We start from the raw sequence: 17,308 nt of genomic DNA on the forward strand, positions 1-17,308 counted from the left end.
TAAAATTGAGTCAAGTCGCAAACACGCACAAATTCTCTCTAATGCCAAAATACTGCTCCTTGCCAAAACAAAAGCATCAAGACAGACTTACGGAGCTCCCTATGCAATCCTCTGAATTCAAGAGAGGCGTGTCTAATCCAAAACTAACATGAGAGCCGTCCAGATCGCCCCTTCGATTCTCGCTGCAGATTTTTCGATACTCAAGGATGAGGTTCGTCGCTGCGAAGAAGCTGAAGTCGAAATGCTTCATTTAGACATCATGGACGGACACTTTGTCCCCAACATCAGCTTCGGCCCAGATATCGTAAAAACAATACGCCGTCTAACCCGTCTTCCTCTTGACGTCCATCTAATGATTCAACAACCCGACCGATATGCTCGGACTTTTATTGAATCCGGTGCAAATATCCTCACCGTGCACCTCGAAGCACATCATGACGTTCGTCGCACATTAGACTTGATTCACAGTCTAGGCTGCCAGGCTGGCTTGGCGTTAAACCCATTGACTCTATTCGCCCGCTCTATTCCTTATCTTGATCAAATTGATCTTTTGCTCTGCATGACTGTAAATCCAGGATTCGGAGGGCAAAAGTTTATGCCTGAGGTCCTCGATAAAATAAGACAAGCCAGGCAATATGCTCTGAAACATAACAAGCATTACCGAATTGAAGTCGATGGTGGACTCAATACCGAAACCACGCGGATGGCGACCGCCTCCGGGGCCGATATCATCGTCGCAGGCACAACCCTCTTTCATAGCCCGAACTTTCGATCAAAAGTCCAAGAGCTCCGCCACGCCGCGTCGGAGGCTCTTGCCGCTGGATGAGCAATCGAGCAACAAGGTATCTTGATTTCAATTCGTCTTTAATCCATTGTCTTGGCCAGACAAGCAATCTGCTTTTAGCATGTCAATCCAGCTTACTCGGAATTTCTGTATAGTAGCTCACATCGACCACGGGAAGACAACCCTCTCTGATCGCCTTTTACAACTGACAGGAGCGATCAGCGAACGAGAAATGCAAGACCAGCTTCTCGACTCCATGGATCTTGAGCGAGAACGAGGCATTACCATCAAAGCACACCCTGTCACCTTATTTTACAAAGCTCAAGACGGACAGACCTATCGCCTCAACCTAATTGATACTCCTGGACATGTCGATTTTTCTTACGAAGTGTCTCGAAGCCTCTCAGCATGCGAAGGCGCCCTTGCCGTAGTAGACGCGGCTCAGGGCGTCGAGGCACAAACCGTAGCCAACGTTCACCTTGCTGCGAAGCAAGGATTAACACTGATTCCCGTTATCAATAAGATAGATCTTCCAAGCGCAAATATCCCCTCCGTTCAACGCCAGCTTGAAGACATTCTCGCAATTCCAGCCGATGAAGCTATCCTTTGCAGCGCTAAGACTGGTGCTGGAGTAGATCACATTCTAGAGGCGATTATTAAGCGAATCCCTCCTCCCGCCGAACCTCAAGACGATATCTTGCGGTGTCTAGTTTTCGACTCAGTCTACGACGCATATCGTGGAGTAGTGAACTACGTCCGGGTCGTCAGCGGCACACTGAAACCTGGCACGCAAGTGCTCCTGATGAGCACAAATATGAAATACGAAGTAAAGGAGGTCGGTATTTTCCGTCCGAAACCCGAAAAATGCCCTTCCTTAAGCGCTGGCGACGTAGGTTATGTCATCGCCAACATAAAAAGTCCTAGTGAAGTCAAAATAGGCGATACAATGACTTACGCAGAAAACCCAGCTCCCACTCCGCTGCCGGGATTTAGAAAGATCACCCCGATGGTTTTCAGCGGGATCTATCCAATCAACACAGCAGAATTTGAAGCGCTTAAAATCGCATTGAATAAACTACAACTCAACGATGCTGCGCTTACTTTTTCCGTCGAAACCTCTGCTGCATTAGGATCGGGTTTTCGCTGTGGATTTTTAGGCCTGCTCCACATGGAGATCGTTCAAGAGCGTCTTCGCAGAGAATACAATATCGATATTATCACCACTTATCCTAGCGTGGTATATCGAATCAAAAAAACTAACGGCGAAGAGATCTATATCGATAACCCGATTAAATGGCCAGACCCTTCGACCATTGATGAGATTTTTGAACCTACGGTAAAAGCGTTCATCCTAGTCCCCAACGAAAACATCGGAGACATCATGGGACTTGTGATGGAAAAACGCGGCTCCTGTGATCACACCGAGTCGGTTGACTCCAGGCGCGTAATGTTACACTGCACCTTACCCTTGGCTGAAATTCTCGTTGATTTCCACGATCGCATTAAAACGATTACCAGAGGCTACGGCTCTATGGATTACGAGCATGGTCCCTATCAAGTGGCCGACCTCGTTAAAATGGACATCCTTGTAAATGGCGAACCTGTCGAAGCTTTTTCGTGTATTGTCGAGCGTAGCAAAGCCGCAGCTCGCGGACGCGCAATCGCTGCCAAACTTAAAGAGGTTATCCCTCCTCATCTCTTTAAAATTGCAATCCAAGCTGCCATTGGCGGAAAAATCATTGCACGCGAGGACGTTCGCAGCATCGGTAAAAACGTAACGGCAAAATGTTACGGCGGCGATATTACAAGAAAGAGAAAGCTGCTTGAAAAACAAAAGGAAGGCAAAAAACGCATGAAGTCCTTCGGCAAAGTCGATATTCCCCAAGAGGCCTTTATTCAAGTCCTCAAGAACGACTTCTCAACTTAGCGTTTCATCGCCCTTTTTAACTTAAGGCACCGGTGGTGCTTCTCTCATGCCAGAGAATGCGGGCTCTCTTTGCTGAAAGGCAAATGAAGGAGAATGAGCATATCGCCAGTAGGACGCCACTTGCAAACGAACTTCCGGGCTTAAAGTCGATAGAAGTGAAATCAACACTGGCGTTCCAACATGCACGCGATCATACAAATCAATAACATCACGAGAAGCCATGCGCACACAACCGTAACTCGAGTTGATTCCAAGCGTCGATTCCTCTGGCGTGCCGTGTATATAGATTTTGCGGTCGTATGAATTAGAGTTGTGCCACTCTTCGCCACTTAGCCAAAGAATTCGGGTGACGATAGGATCTCGCCCCGGGGCATTCACCGGAAGCACTTCGCCCGTCCAAACACGATTTTTAAAGACTCCTCCTACTGGCACACCATCACCAATCTTTGCCGCTATCGTGTGCCAGCCAAGCGGTGTGCCGTAACTTCCACTCCGATTGCTCAACCCAAACTTCGAAGTCGAAATACGATAACGCCTGACGATTCTCCCATCTTCCCATAATGTGAGTCGTTGCTCAGGCACGCTCACTAAAATGAATTTAGGAGGCAACCGCAAATCATCTTGCGCTTTACAGTCAATCGTATTCGAGGCCACAAAGAGCAATCCACATAAAAAAATCAACAGTAACTTGCCAAAATTTGCATATTTCGGAAAAAAAGCTATGCTTGCCATCGAAGGTCACTATTCTTGTGATAGTGTAACCGCTAACAATTCAACCTCAACCCTTAATTTTAAAAAAATATGATTCAAACTGGACAAAAAGCACCACTCTTCACACTCAAAGCCAAAACCTCGGAAGGCCTAGTTGATGTTAAACTTGAAAACTACATCGGAAAAAACAACGTGCTGCTTTTGTTTTTCCCCCTAGCGTTTACTGGAGTATGCACTCAAGAGCTCTGTGAAGTCAGCAATGGCCTCGAAGCTTACAAAAACTTAGGTGCAGAAGTCATCGGAATTAGTGTGGATAGTCCATTTGCTCAAGAAGCATGGGCAAAGCAAGAAAAAATCTCCATCCTCCTAGCTAGTGACCTAAACAAAGAAGTCACCCGAGCATACGATGTCCTTCTACCTGGCCTCGCAGGAATAGGCGATACATCAGCACGTGCAGCATTTGTGATTGATCGCGAAGGAATCATACGCTATGCGGAGCAAACCCCCTCCCCAAAAGAGTTGCCCAATTTTCAAGCCATAAAATCCACTCTTGAAAACCTAAAATAATCCTCAAATAAATCGTATAAAATCAAAAGGCCAAGATCACCTCTTGGCCTTTTTTATTCATTCACTAATCTCCCAGCTTGAAATGTTTCGGCCTCTGGCTAGACACAGCTAGACAATCCACCCCTTGATATTTATGAACACCCTTCTCCAGGAAATCGAGCAGCGCATAGCGGGAATCAAAACCACCATTACCAAGTCAAATGTCGGCACGGTCCGCCAAATAGCCGACGGCGTCGCGAAAATTGAAGGCCTTTCCGACATAGCATTAAACGAAATGATCGAATTTGAGGGCAACATTTATGGATTGGCCTTAAACCTCGAAGAAACTGAAGTCGGGGCGATCATTTTAGGCGATTTTGGAAAAATCAAACAAGGCACACGAGCTCGAGCCACTGGTCGCCTGCTGCAGGTTCCGGTTGGAAAGGAACTACTAGGCCGCGTCATCGATCCTCTCGGCAATCCACTGGACGGTAAAGGACCGATTAAAACGAACGTCAGTTACCCCGTAGAAAAAATCGCTCCCGGTATTATCAAGCGAAAACCCGTCTCCCAGCCCGTTCAGACAGGAATCATTGCAATAGACGCCATGATCCCGATCGGCCGCGGACAACGCGAACTCATTATCGGTGACCGCGCCACAGGCAAAACAACCATTGCCATTGATACCATCATCAATCAATCTCGTATCAATAGTGCCAACGAAGGCAACCCCAATTTCCGCCCACTCTATTCTATCTACGTCGCCATCGGTCAGAAAAATTCAAATATCGCAAGAGTCCTCGACGTGCTATCTGAGGCCAACGCCACCCCATACACAATCATCATCGTAGCCAGCGCTTCCGATAGCGCCACCATGCAATACCTGGCCCCATTCGCCGGCGCAGCCATTGGAGAGTGGTTCATGGACAATGGCATGGACGCCTTGATCGTCTATGATGATCTTTCCAAACACGCCGTTGCCTATCGCCAAGTCTCTTTGGTCTTAAAACGCCCCTCTGGCCGTGAGGCTTACCCCGGCGACGTTTTCTACCTTCACTCACGCCTCCTCGAGCGTTCAGCTCGTCTCAACGAACAAAACGGCAACGGCTCCCTCACCGCACTCCCAATTATCGAAACACAAGCCGGCGACGTCTCCGCCTACATTCCCACGAATGTCATCTCGATCACGGACGGCCAAATCTATCTCGAGACTGATCTCTTCTACCAAGGCATACGACCCGCCATCTCAGTGGGACTATCGGTTTCACGTGTCGGCTCCGCAGCTCAGATCAAAGCAATGAAACAAGTCGCTGGCAAAATCAAAGGCGAATTAGCCCAGTTTCGCGAGCTGGCTGCATTCGCGCAATTCGGCTCAGACCTCGATCCCGCAACAAAAGCTCGCATAGATCGAGGACAACGCATAGTTGAACTCTTCAAGCAGCCACAATACAACCCCATCCCCGTCGAAATCCAAGTCGCACTGCTCTGGGCTATGCAAAATAATTTCTTCGATCCCATCCCTCTGGATAAAATCAAAGATTTCCAACATAAGCTCACAGAGCACCTCACCATGCGGCACGAGCCCCTACTTGCTGCTATCCGTCAAAAAGCCGTGATCGACGATCAGATCGCTCAAGAACTCAAAGCTGCGATCACTCTCTTCGCAGAAAACTACAAGTTAAGCTAACCAAAATTTACTCCTTATCCCCTCCCCTTAAGCTCTATGGCCAACCTCCGCGAAATCCGTCGCCGCATCAAGTCCATCAAAAACACTGCTCAGATCACCAAAGCCATGCAAATGGTGGCTGCGTCCAAAATGCGCAAAGCACAACAACAAGCCCTCGCCTCCGCTCCTTACCAACGTATCCTCGATCATATCGCTCGTTCATTACACGAAGCTCGCTCTGGAGCAGACCTCACCCATCCTCTCCTCGACGCACGTCCTCTCCGTCGCCAGACAATAGTTCTCATCACGACCGATAAAGGGCTCTGTGGTGCTCTTAATTCCAACCTTCTTCGGGAAACCCTGAAATACGAAAAGGAAAGCCCAGACGTCTCCTTCGACTACATCACCATAGGCAGAAAAGGTCGCCAATTCATCGCTCGACTCGGCCGTTCTCTAACCGCAGATTTCGAGCTCAAGGAAAGCTTTGGTTTTCGCGACACCAAAAAAATCAGCCAATTCCTCATCCAATCTTTCTTAGATAATCAAACAGACAAAATCATCGTAGCCTATTCTGAATTCATCAATACTTTGGCTCAAAAACCAGTCCTCACTCAGCTTCTTCCTCTTGGCTCAGCCGCAACAGTGACGACCTCTGCTTTATCTGATGCCAGCCCCTCGGACAATTCCCCCGTAGCTCAATACCTCTTCGAACCACACCCTGTCGAGCTTCTGAATAACATGCTGCCTTACTTCGTCCACTACTCCCTCTACCAAAAAGTGCTCTCCGCAAGAGCTTCTGAACATTCAGCACGCATGGTGGCAATGAAAAACGCCACCGACAACGCCCAGACCATTATCAAAGAACTCACACTAGATTATAACAAACAGCGGCAAGCCAACATCACCACAGAGCTCCTAGAAATTGCCACAGCACAAATGGCTATGAATCAATAGCCGCTCTGAAAAAAGACGCTACTTCTCTGCCCGACTTTGTCTCCCACTCCAAAAAAACAACCGACCTCGCCAGCGGTCCCACCTTTCATGCAAGGAAAGACCCGGCCGCAAAGTCACTCTTGCGCCAGACCAATCCCATACCCCAACTCGCTGATCCAACATCCTCAATAATTGCTCTAGCCGCTCCACACAGAGACGCTCACGATCTTCGCCGCGCAGTGGTTCACCGAAAGCGCCTGCAATGATAGGTCGCTCATGCTCAGCAAAACCATATCGCAGTCCAAGAGGCAGAAGTGCTGCATGAGGATGTCGACGGATTAGCCATCGAAATCCCTCTCTCACCTCAAAAGAAGAATGAGGAGGCAAGATTCTACCTTGAGGAAAGATCCAGACAAGAGCATGTCTACTACCGATCAATCTACTGGTGTAGCGCAACGAAACGGCCGCTTCAACAGGCCGACTGAGACTGACCGAATAAGCGCCAAGATGCCTAAAGAAAGGGTAATCCTCCAATCGCTCCATCATGCAATACGACTGGCGTGGCTTAAAAAAGGGTATCAGATGGATCAACACAATCGCATCCCACCAGCTTGAATGATTCGCGTATGCTAAGATTGGTTCATCATCCGCTATCCTTTTCCACGATTCCCAACCCCAAAAATAAGCTGCATGAAAATGCCTTCGAAGATGCCATTCAAAAAACGGTCTTAAAATGTGACGTCCCCACCAGCTCGGTGTCGCCCGAATCATAAATCACTCATTCTCTCAGCACGAAAGGCTTGAAATGCCAGCACGATTTTTCGTGGAAAAGAGACGTAGGCTCGCGATGAGAAAATATCATACTCGCGCTCCTCAATAACGTCTAAAATGCCCCCATATACATAACGCATAATCCACACAGCCAGACGTATTCTCCCTCGGGGCAACTCTCGAATCCCACGCTCTGCTTCACGGTAATACCCTCGCGCTTCGAATACTTTGGCTCGAAGATAACCTCGCAGAGCTTTGGTCATGCGACGCGAGGCGATACTTTCCTCATCTACTCCAAAAGCTTTTAATTCACTCTGAGGAAGGTAAATCCGATCCCGTTCCCAATCCTCTGCCACGTCTCGCAAGATATTCGTTAACTGCATCGCCCGCCCCATAGCCTCAGCATACTGCAACAACTCCGCGCTCGGATTCCGAACAAAAATGTGTGTCAACATCATGCCGACCACAGAAGCCACGCGATAACAATACAGCCGCAGCTCCTGGCCGTCCGCAATTCGCACCCTTCCTTGATCCATCGCTAAGCCCTTGAGGAGTTCTTCGAAATAGACTATCGGGATATCGTAACGCCTGACAGTAGCTGCCCAAGCCTCCCACCATTTGGGAAGCGCTTCGTTTTTATCTTTAGGGTCCCCTTGAAGCGCAGATATATAGGTAAAATAAGGTCTTAGGGCTTCTTGCGCAGTCTCGTTTCGTTCTGCAAGAAGATCTACTGCATCATCTGCACTTCGACAGAATGCATAAACGGCATAACAAGCATTTCGTGTCTCTGGATCTAAGGCTTTCGAAGCGAAATAAAAACTCCTAGCAAACTTCTGCGTGATTTGCCGAGCAGCTTCAAAACTCTCATCCACGTGACCCATCGCCTCGAACTAAGACACCCGACAGTTCTACCCCGATACGACTAATAATCGCATAGACTCTGCTCTGCATATCGGGATCATTTAGCATCTCTAGCCTTCTGATGCATTCAGACAGAAGACGTTCCTTTTGCCTCTTGATTTCGCCAAGAGCGCCAGATTTTTCAATCAGTGTAACAATACGAAAGAACGAGCCTTCATGATATGTCGCATCCGAGAGACAGAGCTGCAACAGAGTGCGCTCGACCTCTCCGAGCCGATCATAAGCGGTTCGCAAAAGGATCGTTTTTATTCCTTCGCTTAGATCCGTCGAATCCAGCTCATTTCGCATACGACGGAAATCGTCAAGGTCGTTTGCGATCTGAAAAAGTAGCCCCAGTGGCAACAGAGTTTGCTCCAATTTTGAGATCAATGTTTCGTCTGCCTCAGCTAATATTCCTGCCAGACGCAAGGGCGCGATAAAGGTGTAACGGGTGGTCTTTAGCTCGTAGATTTTCTGTATGATATCCATCGAAGCAGCTTCTAAATCGCGCGCTGCTGTGTATATTTCCAAGACTTCACCACATCCCGTATCCAGGATAGCGCTCGAAAGATAAAGCAGAGCTTTTACTTTAAGATCTGGTCGAAAAGCGGAAGTCAATAAAGCCTTGTAAGCTAGGGCGAATAAAATATCCCCGCCGACAATTGCCAGGCTCTCTCCTAATCTGAGACTTTCTTTGTGTTTCCCGAAATGAAGCGCAAGAAGACGGTGAAGAGAGAGTCGACCGCGACGCTCGACCGATCGATCGATGATATCATCATGCACAAGGATAAAAGAGTGAAGGAGCTCTAAAGCCAATGCTGCGCGCATTACCCCTGCTTCAGCCCAATTTTCTCTTCCTAGGAGCCGATAGAATTCAGCAAAGAGCCAAGGACGAATGCGTTTGCCGGGACGTTGGGTAAACTCCGTTAAATCATGAAAGAGCCTCTCAGCAAAGGTATCGGAGGGGAATTGTTCTTGCACCTCGTCCCAAAAAGCCGCCAGGGCATCACAAAATGCTTTTTGAAAGCTTGATGATGGAATCAATCCGTCGCCCTGCATGAAAGCTGATTATAAATAACTCGTCCTAGGCAAATCGACCCAGCGTCGCTCACGAGCGCTTTTATGAACCATCTCGACAAATTCCATGTATCGGACACCTGTCTCAAAATCTGGCTGGGGATGGCCTTTTGAACGCACGGCTTGTATGAAATCTTCCTCGACATGCCACGAATCCACATACTCTTGGGGAACCTGTAGGGCTTTCAAGCCTGAATCAGTCCGCTTAGCTCCGAAGATTTCATCTGTGATAAAGTTATAAACCAGGGTTCCTTCTCGTCCGTAGATTTCAAGGCATTCCTGAGGCGCATGGCACGCAACGCAACTCCACTCAAGCGTGCCGATTAGATTTTTAGGCCATTCTCCTATCACTTGGACAAAGTCGGGAATTTGCACGAGGACTTCTCCGCGACGGCGGGTGAATGTCTCGTGGCGTGAGAAGAGCCGTAAGGGCTGGCCAATCCATCTACCGAGCACTTCAGCATATATGCCTACGGACATGATGTTTAAACCGCTCAACTCGACCCGCTGACGCCAGTGCGCAGGAGCATCAGGATCGCTAAACATGCCGTTCATTGCGTTTAATCGAAAATGATAGGGTTGCCCGATAAAGCCGCTATCCAAGAGATGTTTAAAATATCTCCCATGTTTCATTCCATGAGGCGCTGGGCACAGCATGGTGACCAATTTGTTATGGACCCGTGCGGCAGTAAGCATTTCACGAGCTTCGGATAGGTCCATTGCCATGCGTGCTTGGCAAAATACATGTTTCCCCGCTTGTAGAGCAGCGATCGTTATCGGCGCATGTAGATGAGGTGTCGTGCTAATCCAAATAACGTTGATGTCCTTCAGCGCTATAACGTCCTGCCAATGGTCCACAACAATTGGGATTTTATACTCGGCTGCGACTCGCTCGGCGCTTTCTCTTCTGGCGTTACAGACGGCGACAATTTCTACGCCAGGAATTTTTTGAAGATTAGGTAGATGTCTTTGACGAGCAATAGCACCGGCGCCAATTATGCCGATGCGGATCTTCTGTAGGTTCATATTTCATCAGATTGCAGTGTGACTAAAATTAAGCAACGTAGATTTTGTCGCTAGGAATTTCCCCTTAAGAGTTGCACCATTGGCGGAGCTTCACGGCCGGCTTTATGATTGGAGACGACGACAATTGGTTTGCCTGAGAGATGCGGATAGCGTTCATGTAGGAGTTGTAGGGCGGCGTTTAGGGTTACTTCTGGATCGGATGAAAATTCTAAGACGATCGGCACGATGCCGTAATGTAGAAGAAGCTTCCGGGCAAGCGCCACATCGGGAGTGAAAGCGAAGATAGGTGAGTGTCGAGGACGTAAGCTGGCGGCAGTGCGCGCCATAAATCCTGTGCGTGTAAAGACGCATAAAGCTTCAGCTTGCGTTTCGTCTGCAAGATGAACGGCTGAAGCGATTACTCTCTCTTTATCGTGTTGGAGTTGTATGAGGCGCGCATAGCCTGCGCCACCGCTTCGTTCGATACGTCGAGCAACACGATCGAGAACGCGGATACACTCTACGGGATATTGTCCAACAGCTGTCTCACCGGAAAGCATGAGAGCATCAGCTTGTTCATAGACCGCATTAGCTACGTCGGTGATTTCTGCGCGGGTGGGAATGGGATTTTGTATCATGCTTTCGAGCATGTGAGTGGCAACGATGACGGGCTTTTGTTTTCGTATACAGTTTTTGACAATGCGTCGTTGGACGATGGGGAGTTCCTCAAAGGGGATTTCGATGCCGAGATCTCCGCGTGCGACCATAACTCCGTCGGCTGCGTCTATGATTTCGTCAATGTTTGTGATGGCGGATTGATCTTCAATTTTGGCGATGACGAGGGCGGAGGAGTGGTGCGTGTCGAGGATTTGTCGTAGGAGAAAAATGTCGTTGGCTTCACGGGCGAATGAGAGCGCGACATAGTCTACACCGACTTCTACGCCAAGTGCTATATCCTTGAGGTCTTTATCGGTGAGGGCAGGGAGATTGACCTTGATCCCGGGGAGGTTGATATGCCTTCTTGATCCGAGCGTCCCAGGGGTGAGGACTTCGCAACGCAATTTTTTATTCTCTTTGGCGAGAACTCGCATCTGGATCATGCCGTTGTCTACCATGACGATGTCGCCTACGCAGATGTCATCGATGAGTTGATCGTAGTTGGTATCGACAGAGAATTGTTCTTCGTTTTTTTCGCCTCGGACGGTGAAGGTGAAGATGTCTCCGGGTTTAAGGTTGAGTTGTGTAGGAAGATCGCCTGTGCGAATAGCTGGTCCTTGAGTATCGAGCAAGAAGCCGAGTGGATATTGAAGTTGTTCTGCAATTGATCTCGCACGGTGAGTGATGCTTCGAACCCACTGGTGGTCGGCATGCGACATGTTGAGACGTAAGATATTTACTCCAGCCTTGATGAGCGCTTCGAGAGTAGCGTCATCACTAGAGCGCGGGCCAAGAGTAGCGATGATTTTAGTTTTTCGGTGCGAGGGCAGAGGGTGGCTCAACATTAACGAGGGGCAGGCTCAGTGAAGGTCGGGAGATGAGAGATGCCTGCTTCTTTAGCAGCGTCCATTACCGCAACAATGATGCTAAATGGCGCATCTTTGCTTGCGCGCATGGCGATGTCTCCTTGTTTTTGTGTGATCAAAATGTTGGACAACGCCTTGGGAAGCTCTGCGAGGGTGATCGGCTCAGTGTTGAGATAGATATTTTGTTGAGCATCGACGTAAATGATGTTTGGAGGGGGTTCTCGTTTTGATTCGGCATGGCTGGATTGAGGAAGCTCGATTTTAATTGTTGGCTCTTCGCGACGAAAGGTTGTTGTGACGACGTAGAAAAGAAGGACGATTGTGAGAATATCAATCAGGGAGACGATAGAAATGGTGGGTTTTCGGCGTTGAGCTTGATAGAATCGCATGTGGGCGAGAGCGGTAGGCGAGAATTATCGGTTATTCGTTTACGAAATTTTCTTCATCATCGGATGAGGTATAAAGTTTCCCGAGTAAGTCTGTGCTCAGGATTTCGAGCTCGACTGCATATGACTCAACGCGACGGCTAAAAATACCATGTGCCATCATTGAAGGAATGGCCACAACGAGGCCGAAGACAGTGGTGTTTAAGGCTTCTGCAATTCCTTTTGCTAACATAGGACCTTGAGAGACCATCCCTTGATCAAGGTAGGAGGAGAACACGACAACGAGCCCTGAAACTGTGCCGAGCAGTCCAAGCAGGGGAGCGACGCCTGTTATGATTTCAAGCCAGACGAGATTGCGCTCCATTGCTGACACTTCAGCACGGGCACGGGTCTGCATGGCTTCGGAGTTTTCGAATTTTGTCCAGTTGAGATGCATGAAGCAAGTTTTTACAATGCGGCAGAGCGCGGTAGTCTCGCGGGCGCAAAGTTGTTCTAGGGGTGTGGGATCATCGGTGTGGTGGAATTTAAGGATTGCTGTTGCGAGAGGAGCGTTGATGATGCGATGACGCGCGAGGGAGAAGGCTCGTTCAAGAATGACTGCAAGGGCGATGATCGAGCACAATCCGATTGGTATCATGAAGAAGCCGCCTTTGACGAAGAATTGCCATAGATTTTCCATAGAGGGTTAATGTGTTGAGAGGATTGTGAGGTTATTTTGTAAATTAACTAGCGATAAATAGTAAAGGTGAATTCTTCTTGGAAGCTATCGCCGAGCTGCTGTCGGACTTGGGGATCAAAAGGTTCAAAAGGACTGGAGGCTCGGAGTGCATAGAGGCACAAATTTTCAAGCGCAATAATGTTATTGGATGCGCTGCGGGAAACAACTCGTATGTCTGTTATCTCTCCGGTGTGCCGGACTGTGAATGCGATTCTGACTGAACCGAGGGGCAAAGTGCTTGGGCCGCCGCGGCGGTCAATTTCTTGGTTCCAACGCGAGCCTACTTCTTGGTAGAGTCGATTTTTGTATCGCCCTACGGGTGAAGCTCTGGATCCGATGGAAGTTGTGTCTCCTCGAGGCGCACTTCCCTGAATTTCAGATCGCCCGCGACTCAGTGTAGGATTCTCTGCGGCAGATGGCGTTTTTTGAGTAAGAGATTCGCGATGGCCTCGAGATGGAACGGATTGTGGATTTGAAGGAGCAGGTCGGCGCGAGATGGGCTTGGATGTTTGCTGGGAATCCATTTGTGCCTGCTTTAGGGCCTGGCGAATTTCCGCACGCTTTCTGGCTTCTCGTTCTTCGATTAAAGTGGCTTCATCAATTTTACTTTCGGTGATCAGTTCATCGGGATTTTCTAGAATGACTTCGGCCGGAGGTTGAGGTTTGGATGGAGTGGGAGTTGAATTTTTGGGGGGAGGAGGCTGAGTTGGTGGATTTACGGGGATGTTGGTGCGGCCTTCTGTGGGGCTTATAGAGAGGCCCAGCTGAGGATCACCAGACTGTTGTGGAAGATTAGTGGATTGATTTGTCGATTGATCCTCTGTCGAGGAGAGACGTGTGTTATGGGCTGATTCAAATAATGCATCGGTCACTTCTTGTTCAGAGGCATTTGAAGCATCGGTGTAAACCACCTCTCGCGGGGGCGAGACAGGCATTTGGGGTGGGAGAGGCGGGGGTTCGAAAAAGATCTGCACGGTAGGAGGAGGGGAAGCTGGAGGCAAATCAAGCTTAAAGGTTAAAAACGTTCTAACTGGCTCAAGGCTCAATAGAGCAATAATTACAATGTGAAGTAAAATGGACGTGAGGAGATAGCGTCCAACTTTTTGTTTTTTGGAATCTAAGTAGGCAGTATAGGGATGCTTTAGTGCCTCGAGCATGTAGCCTAAACTCTAACTCCTCTTTTTATCAGATACTAGAGTTAGATTGATGTGCGGTGTTCGTCAACACGAGGTTTAAGCTTTCTGGCCTATGGCCTTAGACGAGCTTCTTTGGCTGGAATAAGCCGCGCTTCATTTAATATGACCGGTTGGACTGGCTTTGACTTCTCTCCTGCTTTTCCATAGGTCACTTCAACTCCACTAATGGCATTCAGTGTGGACTCTCCCTTAAAAAGCTGACCGAATAATGGGTAACGATTTTGTATTTCTGGAAGCTCATCTAAGCAGACAAAAAACTGAGTGCCTATAGAAGATCGGTCGCCCTCTTGTCTGGCCAGTCCGATGAAGCCTCGTTGAGGGACACGGTCTAGATACTCGAATTCAACACCTTGAGCTTCCTCACGCCCTCCTGTTCCAACCAATCGACTTTTGAAATCTCGGCTAAAGGGACATCCACCTTGTATCATGAAGCGTGGAATCACCCTGTGTATGGCAGTCTCATCGTAGTAACGTCGGCGAATTAGATTTTTCACATAATTGACAGCATGTGGAGCTTCTTGATCCCACAATACAAAACTCATCTCACCTAGCGTTGTTTTAATAAGGAGCACTTCTGTTTCATCAGTAACATTTGGCGGAGGAGGAGTCGCTGCTGGTGGGGCATTGGGATCTTTTGTTGTCTTGCCCTTCAGAGCCTCCATGAGTGAGTGATCACGGTGTTGCCGATCAAGACGTGCGATAACCTCAGCGTATTCTTGTTGCTTTTCAAGTTTTACCAGGTTGAGTCCAACACGAGTAATCGGCAGACTTCTTTCGCCGGCATGATTAAACGTCACTTCTACACCTGCAATTTGGTCTAGGACTTCAAAACCTTCAATTACCTTGCCGAATGCTGTATATTTGCCGTTGAGTTCAGGACGATCCTTTAGGCAAAAGAAGAACTGACTGCCTGCAGAGTCCGGGTTTCTTTCGTCCCTGGCCATAGAAAGAACGCCCTTTGTATGCGGCTGGTTATTATGTTCAGCTTTGATAAAGTAGCCGGGCCCTCCTGTTCCGACGTTGCGGTTTCGAGGATCTCGACTGAGTGGATCTCCTCCTTGCACGAGAAAATCCTTAATTACGCGATGAAAACTTGTGCCGTCATAGAATTTTTCACTAATTAACTTCTTAAAGTTGGCTACCGTCGCCGGTGCCTCCTGAGGCCACAAGACGGCCACTATTTTGCCAAATGAAGTTTCAAATACCACTACTTCGTCGTCTAGTTTCGGTGAGCCGAATACCGCCTGAATCGTAAACATGGCTGCAAGTAAAAGGAGGGATCGCATAGGAAAACTGCCTACCGTCACATGTCACGATAAACAAGTAAAAATCACTGGAGAATTCATGAGCCAACGTAATTTACATATTGAATTTATCTCTCTGAAAATTAAAATTCATGGCTCGATATAAACCTTTAGGCTATGGTCATCGTAGACGTTCAGAACTTTTCAAAGCACTACGCGGGCGTAAAAGCCGTCCGCAATATTTCTTTCCAAATACAAAAGGGCGAAATCGTGGGCTTTTTAGGCCCTAACGGTGCCGGGAAAAGTTCCACGATGCGGTCTATTGCCGGATATTTACCTCCCACCCACGGATCGATCAAAGTCGAAGGATACGATGTTGTCTCCCAATCCTTAGAAGTGCGTCGGCGTGTGGGATATATGCCGGAAAACGTCCCGCTCTACAACGACATGCGCGTGCGCCAATATCTTCACTACAGAGCTCGGCTGAAGGGCGTCCCAGCAAGCAAAGTTCAAGAGGCCGTCCGAAATGCTCTTGAAAAGTGCAGCCTAAAGGATGTTCAAAATAAAATCATTGGTCATCTTTCAAAAGGATATCGCCAGCGTGTGGGATTAGCAGACGCCCTAATCCACGATCCCAGTGTATTGATCCTAGATGAGCCCACCATAGGCCTAGACCCTCATCAAATCCGCGCTGTCCGCGATTTGATCAAGGAAATAGGGAAACAGCATACCATCATCCTCTCCTCACACATACTTCACGAGGTCGAAATGACCTGCAACCGAGTCATTATCATTCATCGTGGCAAAATAGAGGCTTCAGACAGCACAGAAAACCTTACCCGCATCGTCAGAAGAGGTGTAGGCGGAATCAATATTGAACTCTCTGGACCGCTAGACTCCATTCTTGAGGAATTCAAAAGACATCCTCAGGTAGATAATATCCAAACCAAAGACTCCACCGCCGATGGCTGGTTCTCCCTACACCTGACGACCAAAGATAATTCCGACATACGCGAAGACCTCTACCAAATCGTTCGAAAAAACAACTGGAACCTACGAGAACTTTCCCGCACTCGCACAACGCTTGAAGATGTATTCGTCGAGCTCACCCAAGATTAGCTTTAACCCAACACCATAACTTACCCACCACGACTATGAGTCTAATCATACAATTCCAAAAAGAACTAAAGGATTACTTCGTTCAACCCCTCGCCTATATCATCCTATTTGTAACCGCACTACTCATCGGGTTAGGGATGAATTTCATGATCATCCTGATCAACGACATGAACCTGAAGGAGTTCACGGTGCTAGAAGCCTACATGAATGGCCCGTTTTTCTGGATTGCACTCCTTATACAGACTCCATTCATCACCATGCGACTTTTCGCAGAAGAATACAAACTTGGCACGATCGAAATGTTAATGACAGCCCCGATTCGGGCTTGGGAAGTGGTATTGGCCAAGTTCCTTGCTGCCCTCACATTCTTCATCATCATCTGGCTACCTATGCTGGCAAATCTATTCCTTCTCCAAATTTTCGGGCAGGTCGACGTCCTACAATCCTGGGCCTACTGGATTCTCCCCTACCTTTTTCTGCTACTATGGGGCAGTGCCTTTATTGCTGTAGGCTTATTCTTCTCTTCCATCACAAAAAATCAAATCATCGCCTCAATATCCTCCTTTTGCGTTACCTTCGCATTCTTTTTAATGGGATTCCTCCCATACCTGAAAACAGTCAAAACCTCTGCCGATTTCAATAACTACTTTTCAGTATTTGAACAAATCGACGGTTTTCTCAAAGCTGTCCTCGACACTCGCCCCATAGTTCTCTACCTCTCCATCACTCTTTTGTTTCTAACCCTCACTCAACGTGCCCTAGAAAGCCGTCGACTCAACTCTTAACCAATAACCGTCCGCGC

At 48.2% G+C, this 17,308-nt stretch carries 17 protein-coding genes; 7 read left to right on the forward strand and 10 right to left on the reverse strand.

Annotated features, from left to right (window positions below; translation table 11 throughout):
- Positions 1 to 148: 148 nt before the first annotated feature.
- Positions 149 to 826, forward strand: a complete 678-nt coding sequence (gene rpe / locus NZM04_03745; protein ID MCS7063152.1) for a ribulose-phosphate 3-epimerase — start codon at positions 149 to 151, stop codon at positions 824 to 826.
- A 79-nt stretch (positions 827 to 905) separates the two neighbouring features.
- On the forward strand, positions 906 to 2,711 hold the full coding sequence (lepA, locus tag NZM04_03750) for a translation elongation factor 4 (GenBank protein MCS7063153.1): 1,806 nt from the start codon (positions 906 to 908) through the stop codon (positions 2,709 to 2,711).
- A 21-nt stretch (positions 2,712 to 2,732) separates the two neighbouring features.
- Here the strand turns inward: lepA and NZM04_03755 are convergent, their stop codons facing one another.
- Positions 2,733 to 3,365: a L,D-transpeptidase gene (locus tag NZM04_03755; GenBank protein MCS7063154.1), complete on the reverse strand. Its 633-nt coding sequence runs from the start codon at positions 3,363 to 3,365 to the stop codon at positions 2,733 to 2,735.
- A 147-nt stretch (positions 3,366 to 3,512) separates the two neighbouring features.
- Between NZM04_03755 and NZM04_03760 the strand changes: the two genes are divergently transcribed.
- The 3 genes from NZM04_03760 to atpG all read left to right on the forward strand — a co-directional run bounded on the left by NZM04_03760 (position 3,513) and on the right by atpG (position 6,588).
- Positions 3,513 to 3,989 carry a redoxin domain-containing protein gene (locus NZM04_03760; protein ID MCS7063155.1) on the forward strand — a complete coding sequence of 159 codons (477 nt, stop codon included), beginning with the start codon at positions 3,513 to 3,515 and terminating at the stop codon, positions 3,987 to 3,989.
- A gap of 133 nt (positions 3,990 to 4,122) precedes the next feature.
- Positions 4,123 to 5,655, forward strand: a complete 1,533-nt coding sequence (gene atpA / locus NZM04_03765) for a F0F1 ATP synthase subunit alpha (protein MCS7063156.1) — start codon at positions 4,123 to 4,125, stop codon at positions 5,653 to 5,655.
- Positions 5,656 to 5,691: 36 nt separating this feature from the next.
- A complete protein-coding gene (gene atpG, locus NZM04_03770; protein MCS7063157.1) occupies positions 5,692 to 6,588 on the forward strand; it encodes an ATP synthase F1 subunit gamma in 897 nt (298 codons plus the stop codon).
- A gap of 18 nt (positions 6,589 to 6,606) precedes the next feature.
- On the opposite strand, the gene NZM04_03775 is transcribed toward atpG, so the two are convergent.
- From NZM04_03775 to NZM04_03815, 9 genes are all read right to left on the reverse strand, one after another.
- Entirely contained in the window at positions 6,607 to 7,338 is a 732-nt protein-coding gene (locus tag NZM04_03775) for a lysophospholipid acyltransferase family protein (protein ID MCS7063158.1), read from the reverse strand.
- Complete coding sequence (locus NZM04_03780; GenBank protein ID MCS7063159.1) at positions 7,335 to 8,219, reverse strand: phytoene/squalene synthase family protein; 885 nt, start codon at positions 8,217 to 8,219, stop codon at positions 7,335 to 7,337. Before NZM04_03780 ends, NZM04_03775 begins: the two co-directional genes overlap by 4 nt.
- A complete protein-coding gene (locus tag NZM04_03785; GenBank protein MCS7063160.1) occupies positions 8,203 to 9,297 on the reverse strand; it encodes a polyprenyl synthetase family protein in 1,095 nt (364 codons plus the stop codon). Before NZM04_03785 ends, NZM04_03780 begins: the two co-directional genes overlap by 17 nt.
- A 9-nt stretch (positions 9,298 to 9,306) precedes the next feature.
- Complete coding sequence (locus NZM04_03790) at positions 9,307 to 10,341, reverse strand: Gfo/Idh/MocA family oxidoreductase (protein ID MCS7063161.1); 1,035 nt, start codon at positions 10,339 to 10,341, stop codon at positions 9,307 to 9,309.
- A gap of 50 nt (positions 10,342 to 10,391) precedes the next feature.
- The gene (gene pyk, locus NZM04_03795) at positions 10,392 to 11,822 is read right to left on the reverse strand and encodes a pyruvate kinase (GenBank protein ID MCS7063162.1); all 1,431 of its coding nucleotides are present in this window, start codon (positions 11,820 to 11,822) and stop codon (positions 10,392 to 10,394) included.
- Entirely contained in the window at positions 11,822 to 12,232 is a 411-nt protein-coding gene (locus NZM04_03800) for a biopolymer transporter ExbD (GenBank protein ID MCS7063163.1), read from the reverse strand. Before NZM04_03800 ends, pyk begins: the two co-directional genes overlap by 1 nt.
- A gap of 31 nt (positions 12,233 to 12,263) precedes the next feature.
- Entirely contained in the window at positions 12,264 to 12,908 is a 645-nt protein-coding gene (locus tag NZM04_03805) for a MotA/TolQ/ExbB proton channel family protein (protein ID MCS7063164.1), read from the reverse strand.
- A gap of 47 nt (positions 12,909 to 12,955) precedes the next feature.
- Positions 12,956 to 13,948 (reverse strand): hypothetical protein, encoded by a 993-nt coding sequence (locus tag NZM04_03810; GenBank protein ID MCS7063165.1) that lies wholly within the window; start codon positions 13,946 to 13,948, stop codon positions 12,956 to 12,958.
- Positions 13,949 to 14,193: 245 nt separating this feature from the next.
- On the reverse strand, positions 14,194 to 15,429 hold the full coding sequence (locus NZM04_03815) for a peptidylprolyl isomerase (protein MCS7063166.1): 1,236 nt from the start codon (positions 15,427 to 15,429) through the stop codon (positions 14,194 to 14,196).
- A 135-nt stretch (positions 15,430 to 15,564) separates the two neighbouring features.
- Between NZM04_03815 and NZM04_03820 the strand changes: the two genes are divergently transcribed.
- Positions 15,565 to 16,506: an ABC transporter ATP-binding protein gene (locus tag NZM04_03820; protein ID MCS7063167.1), complete on the forward strand. Its 942-nt coding sequence runs from the start codon at positions 15,565 to 15,567 to the stop codon at positions 16,504 to 16,506.
- A gap of 35 nt (positions 16,507 to 16,541) precedes the next feature.
- Positions 16,542 to 17,291 (forward strand): ABC transporter permease, encoded by a 750-nt coding sequence (locus tag NZM04_03825; protein ID MCS7063168.1) that lies wholly within the window; start codon positions 16,542 to 16,544, stop codon positions 17,289 to 17,291.
- Positions 17,292 to 17,308 lie beyond the last annotated feature (17 nt).

This window comes from Candidatus Methylacidiphilales bacterium (genome assembly GCA_025056655.1).
In the GTDB taxonomy this organism is placed as follows: Bacteria; Verrucomicrobiota; Verrucomicrobiia; order Methylacidiphilales; family JANWVL01; genus JANWVL01.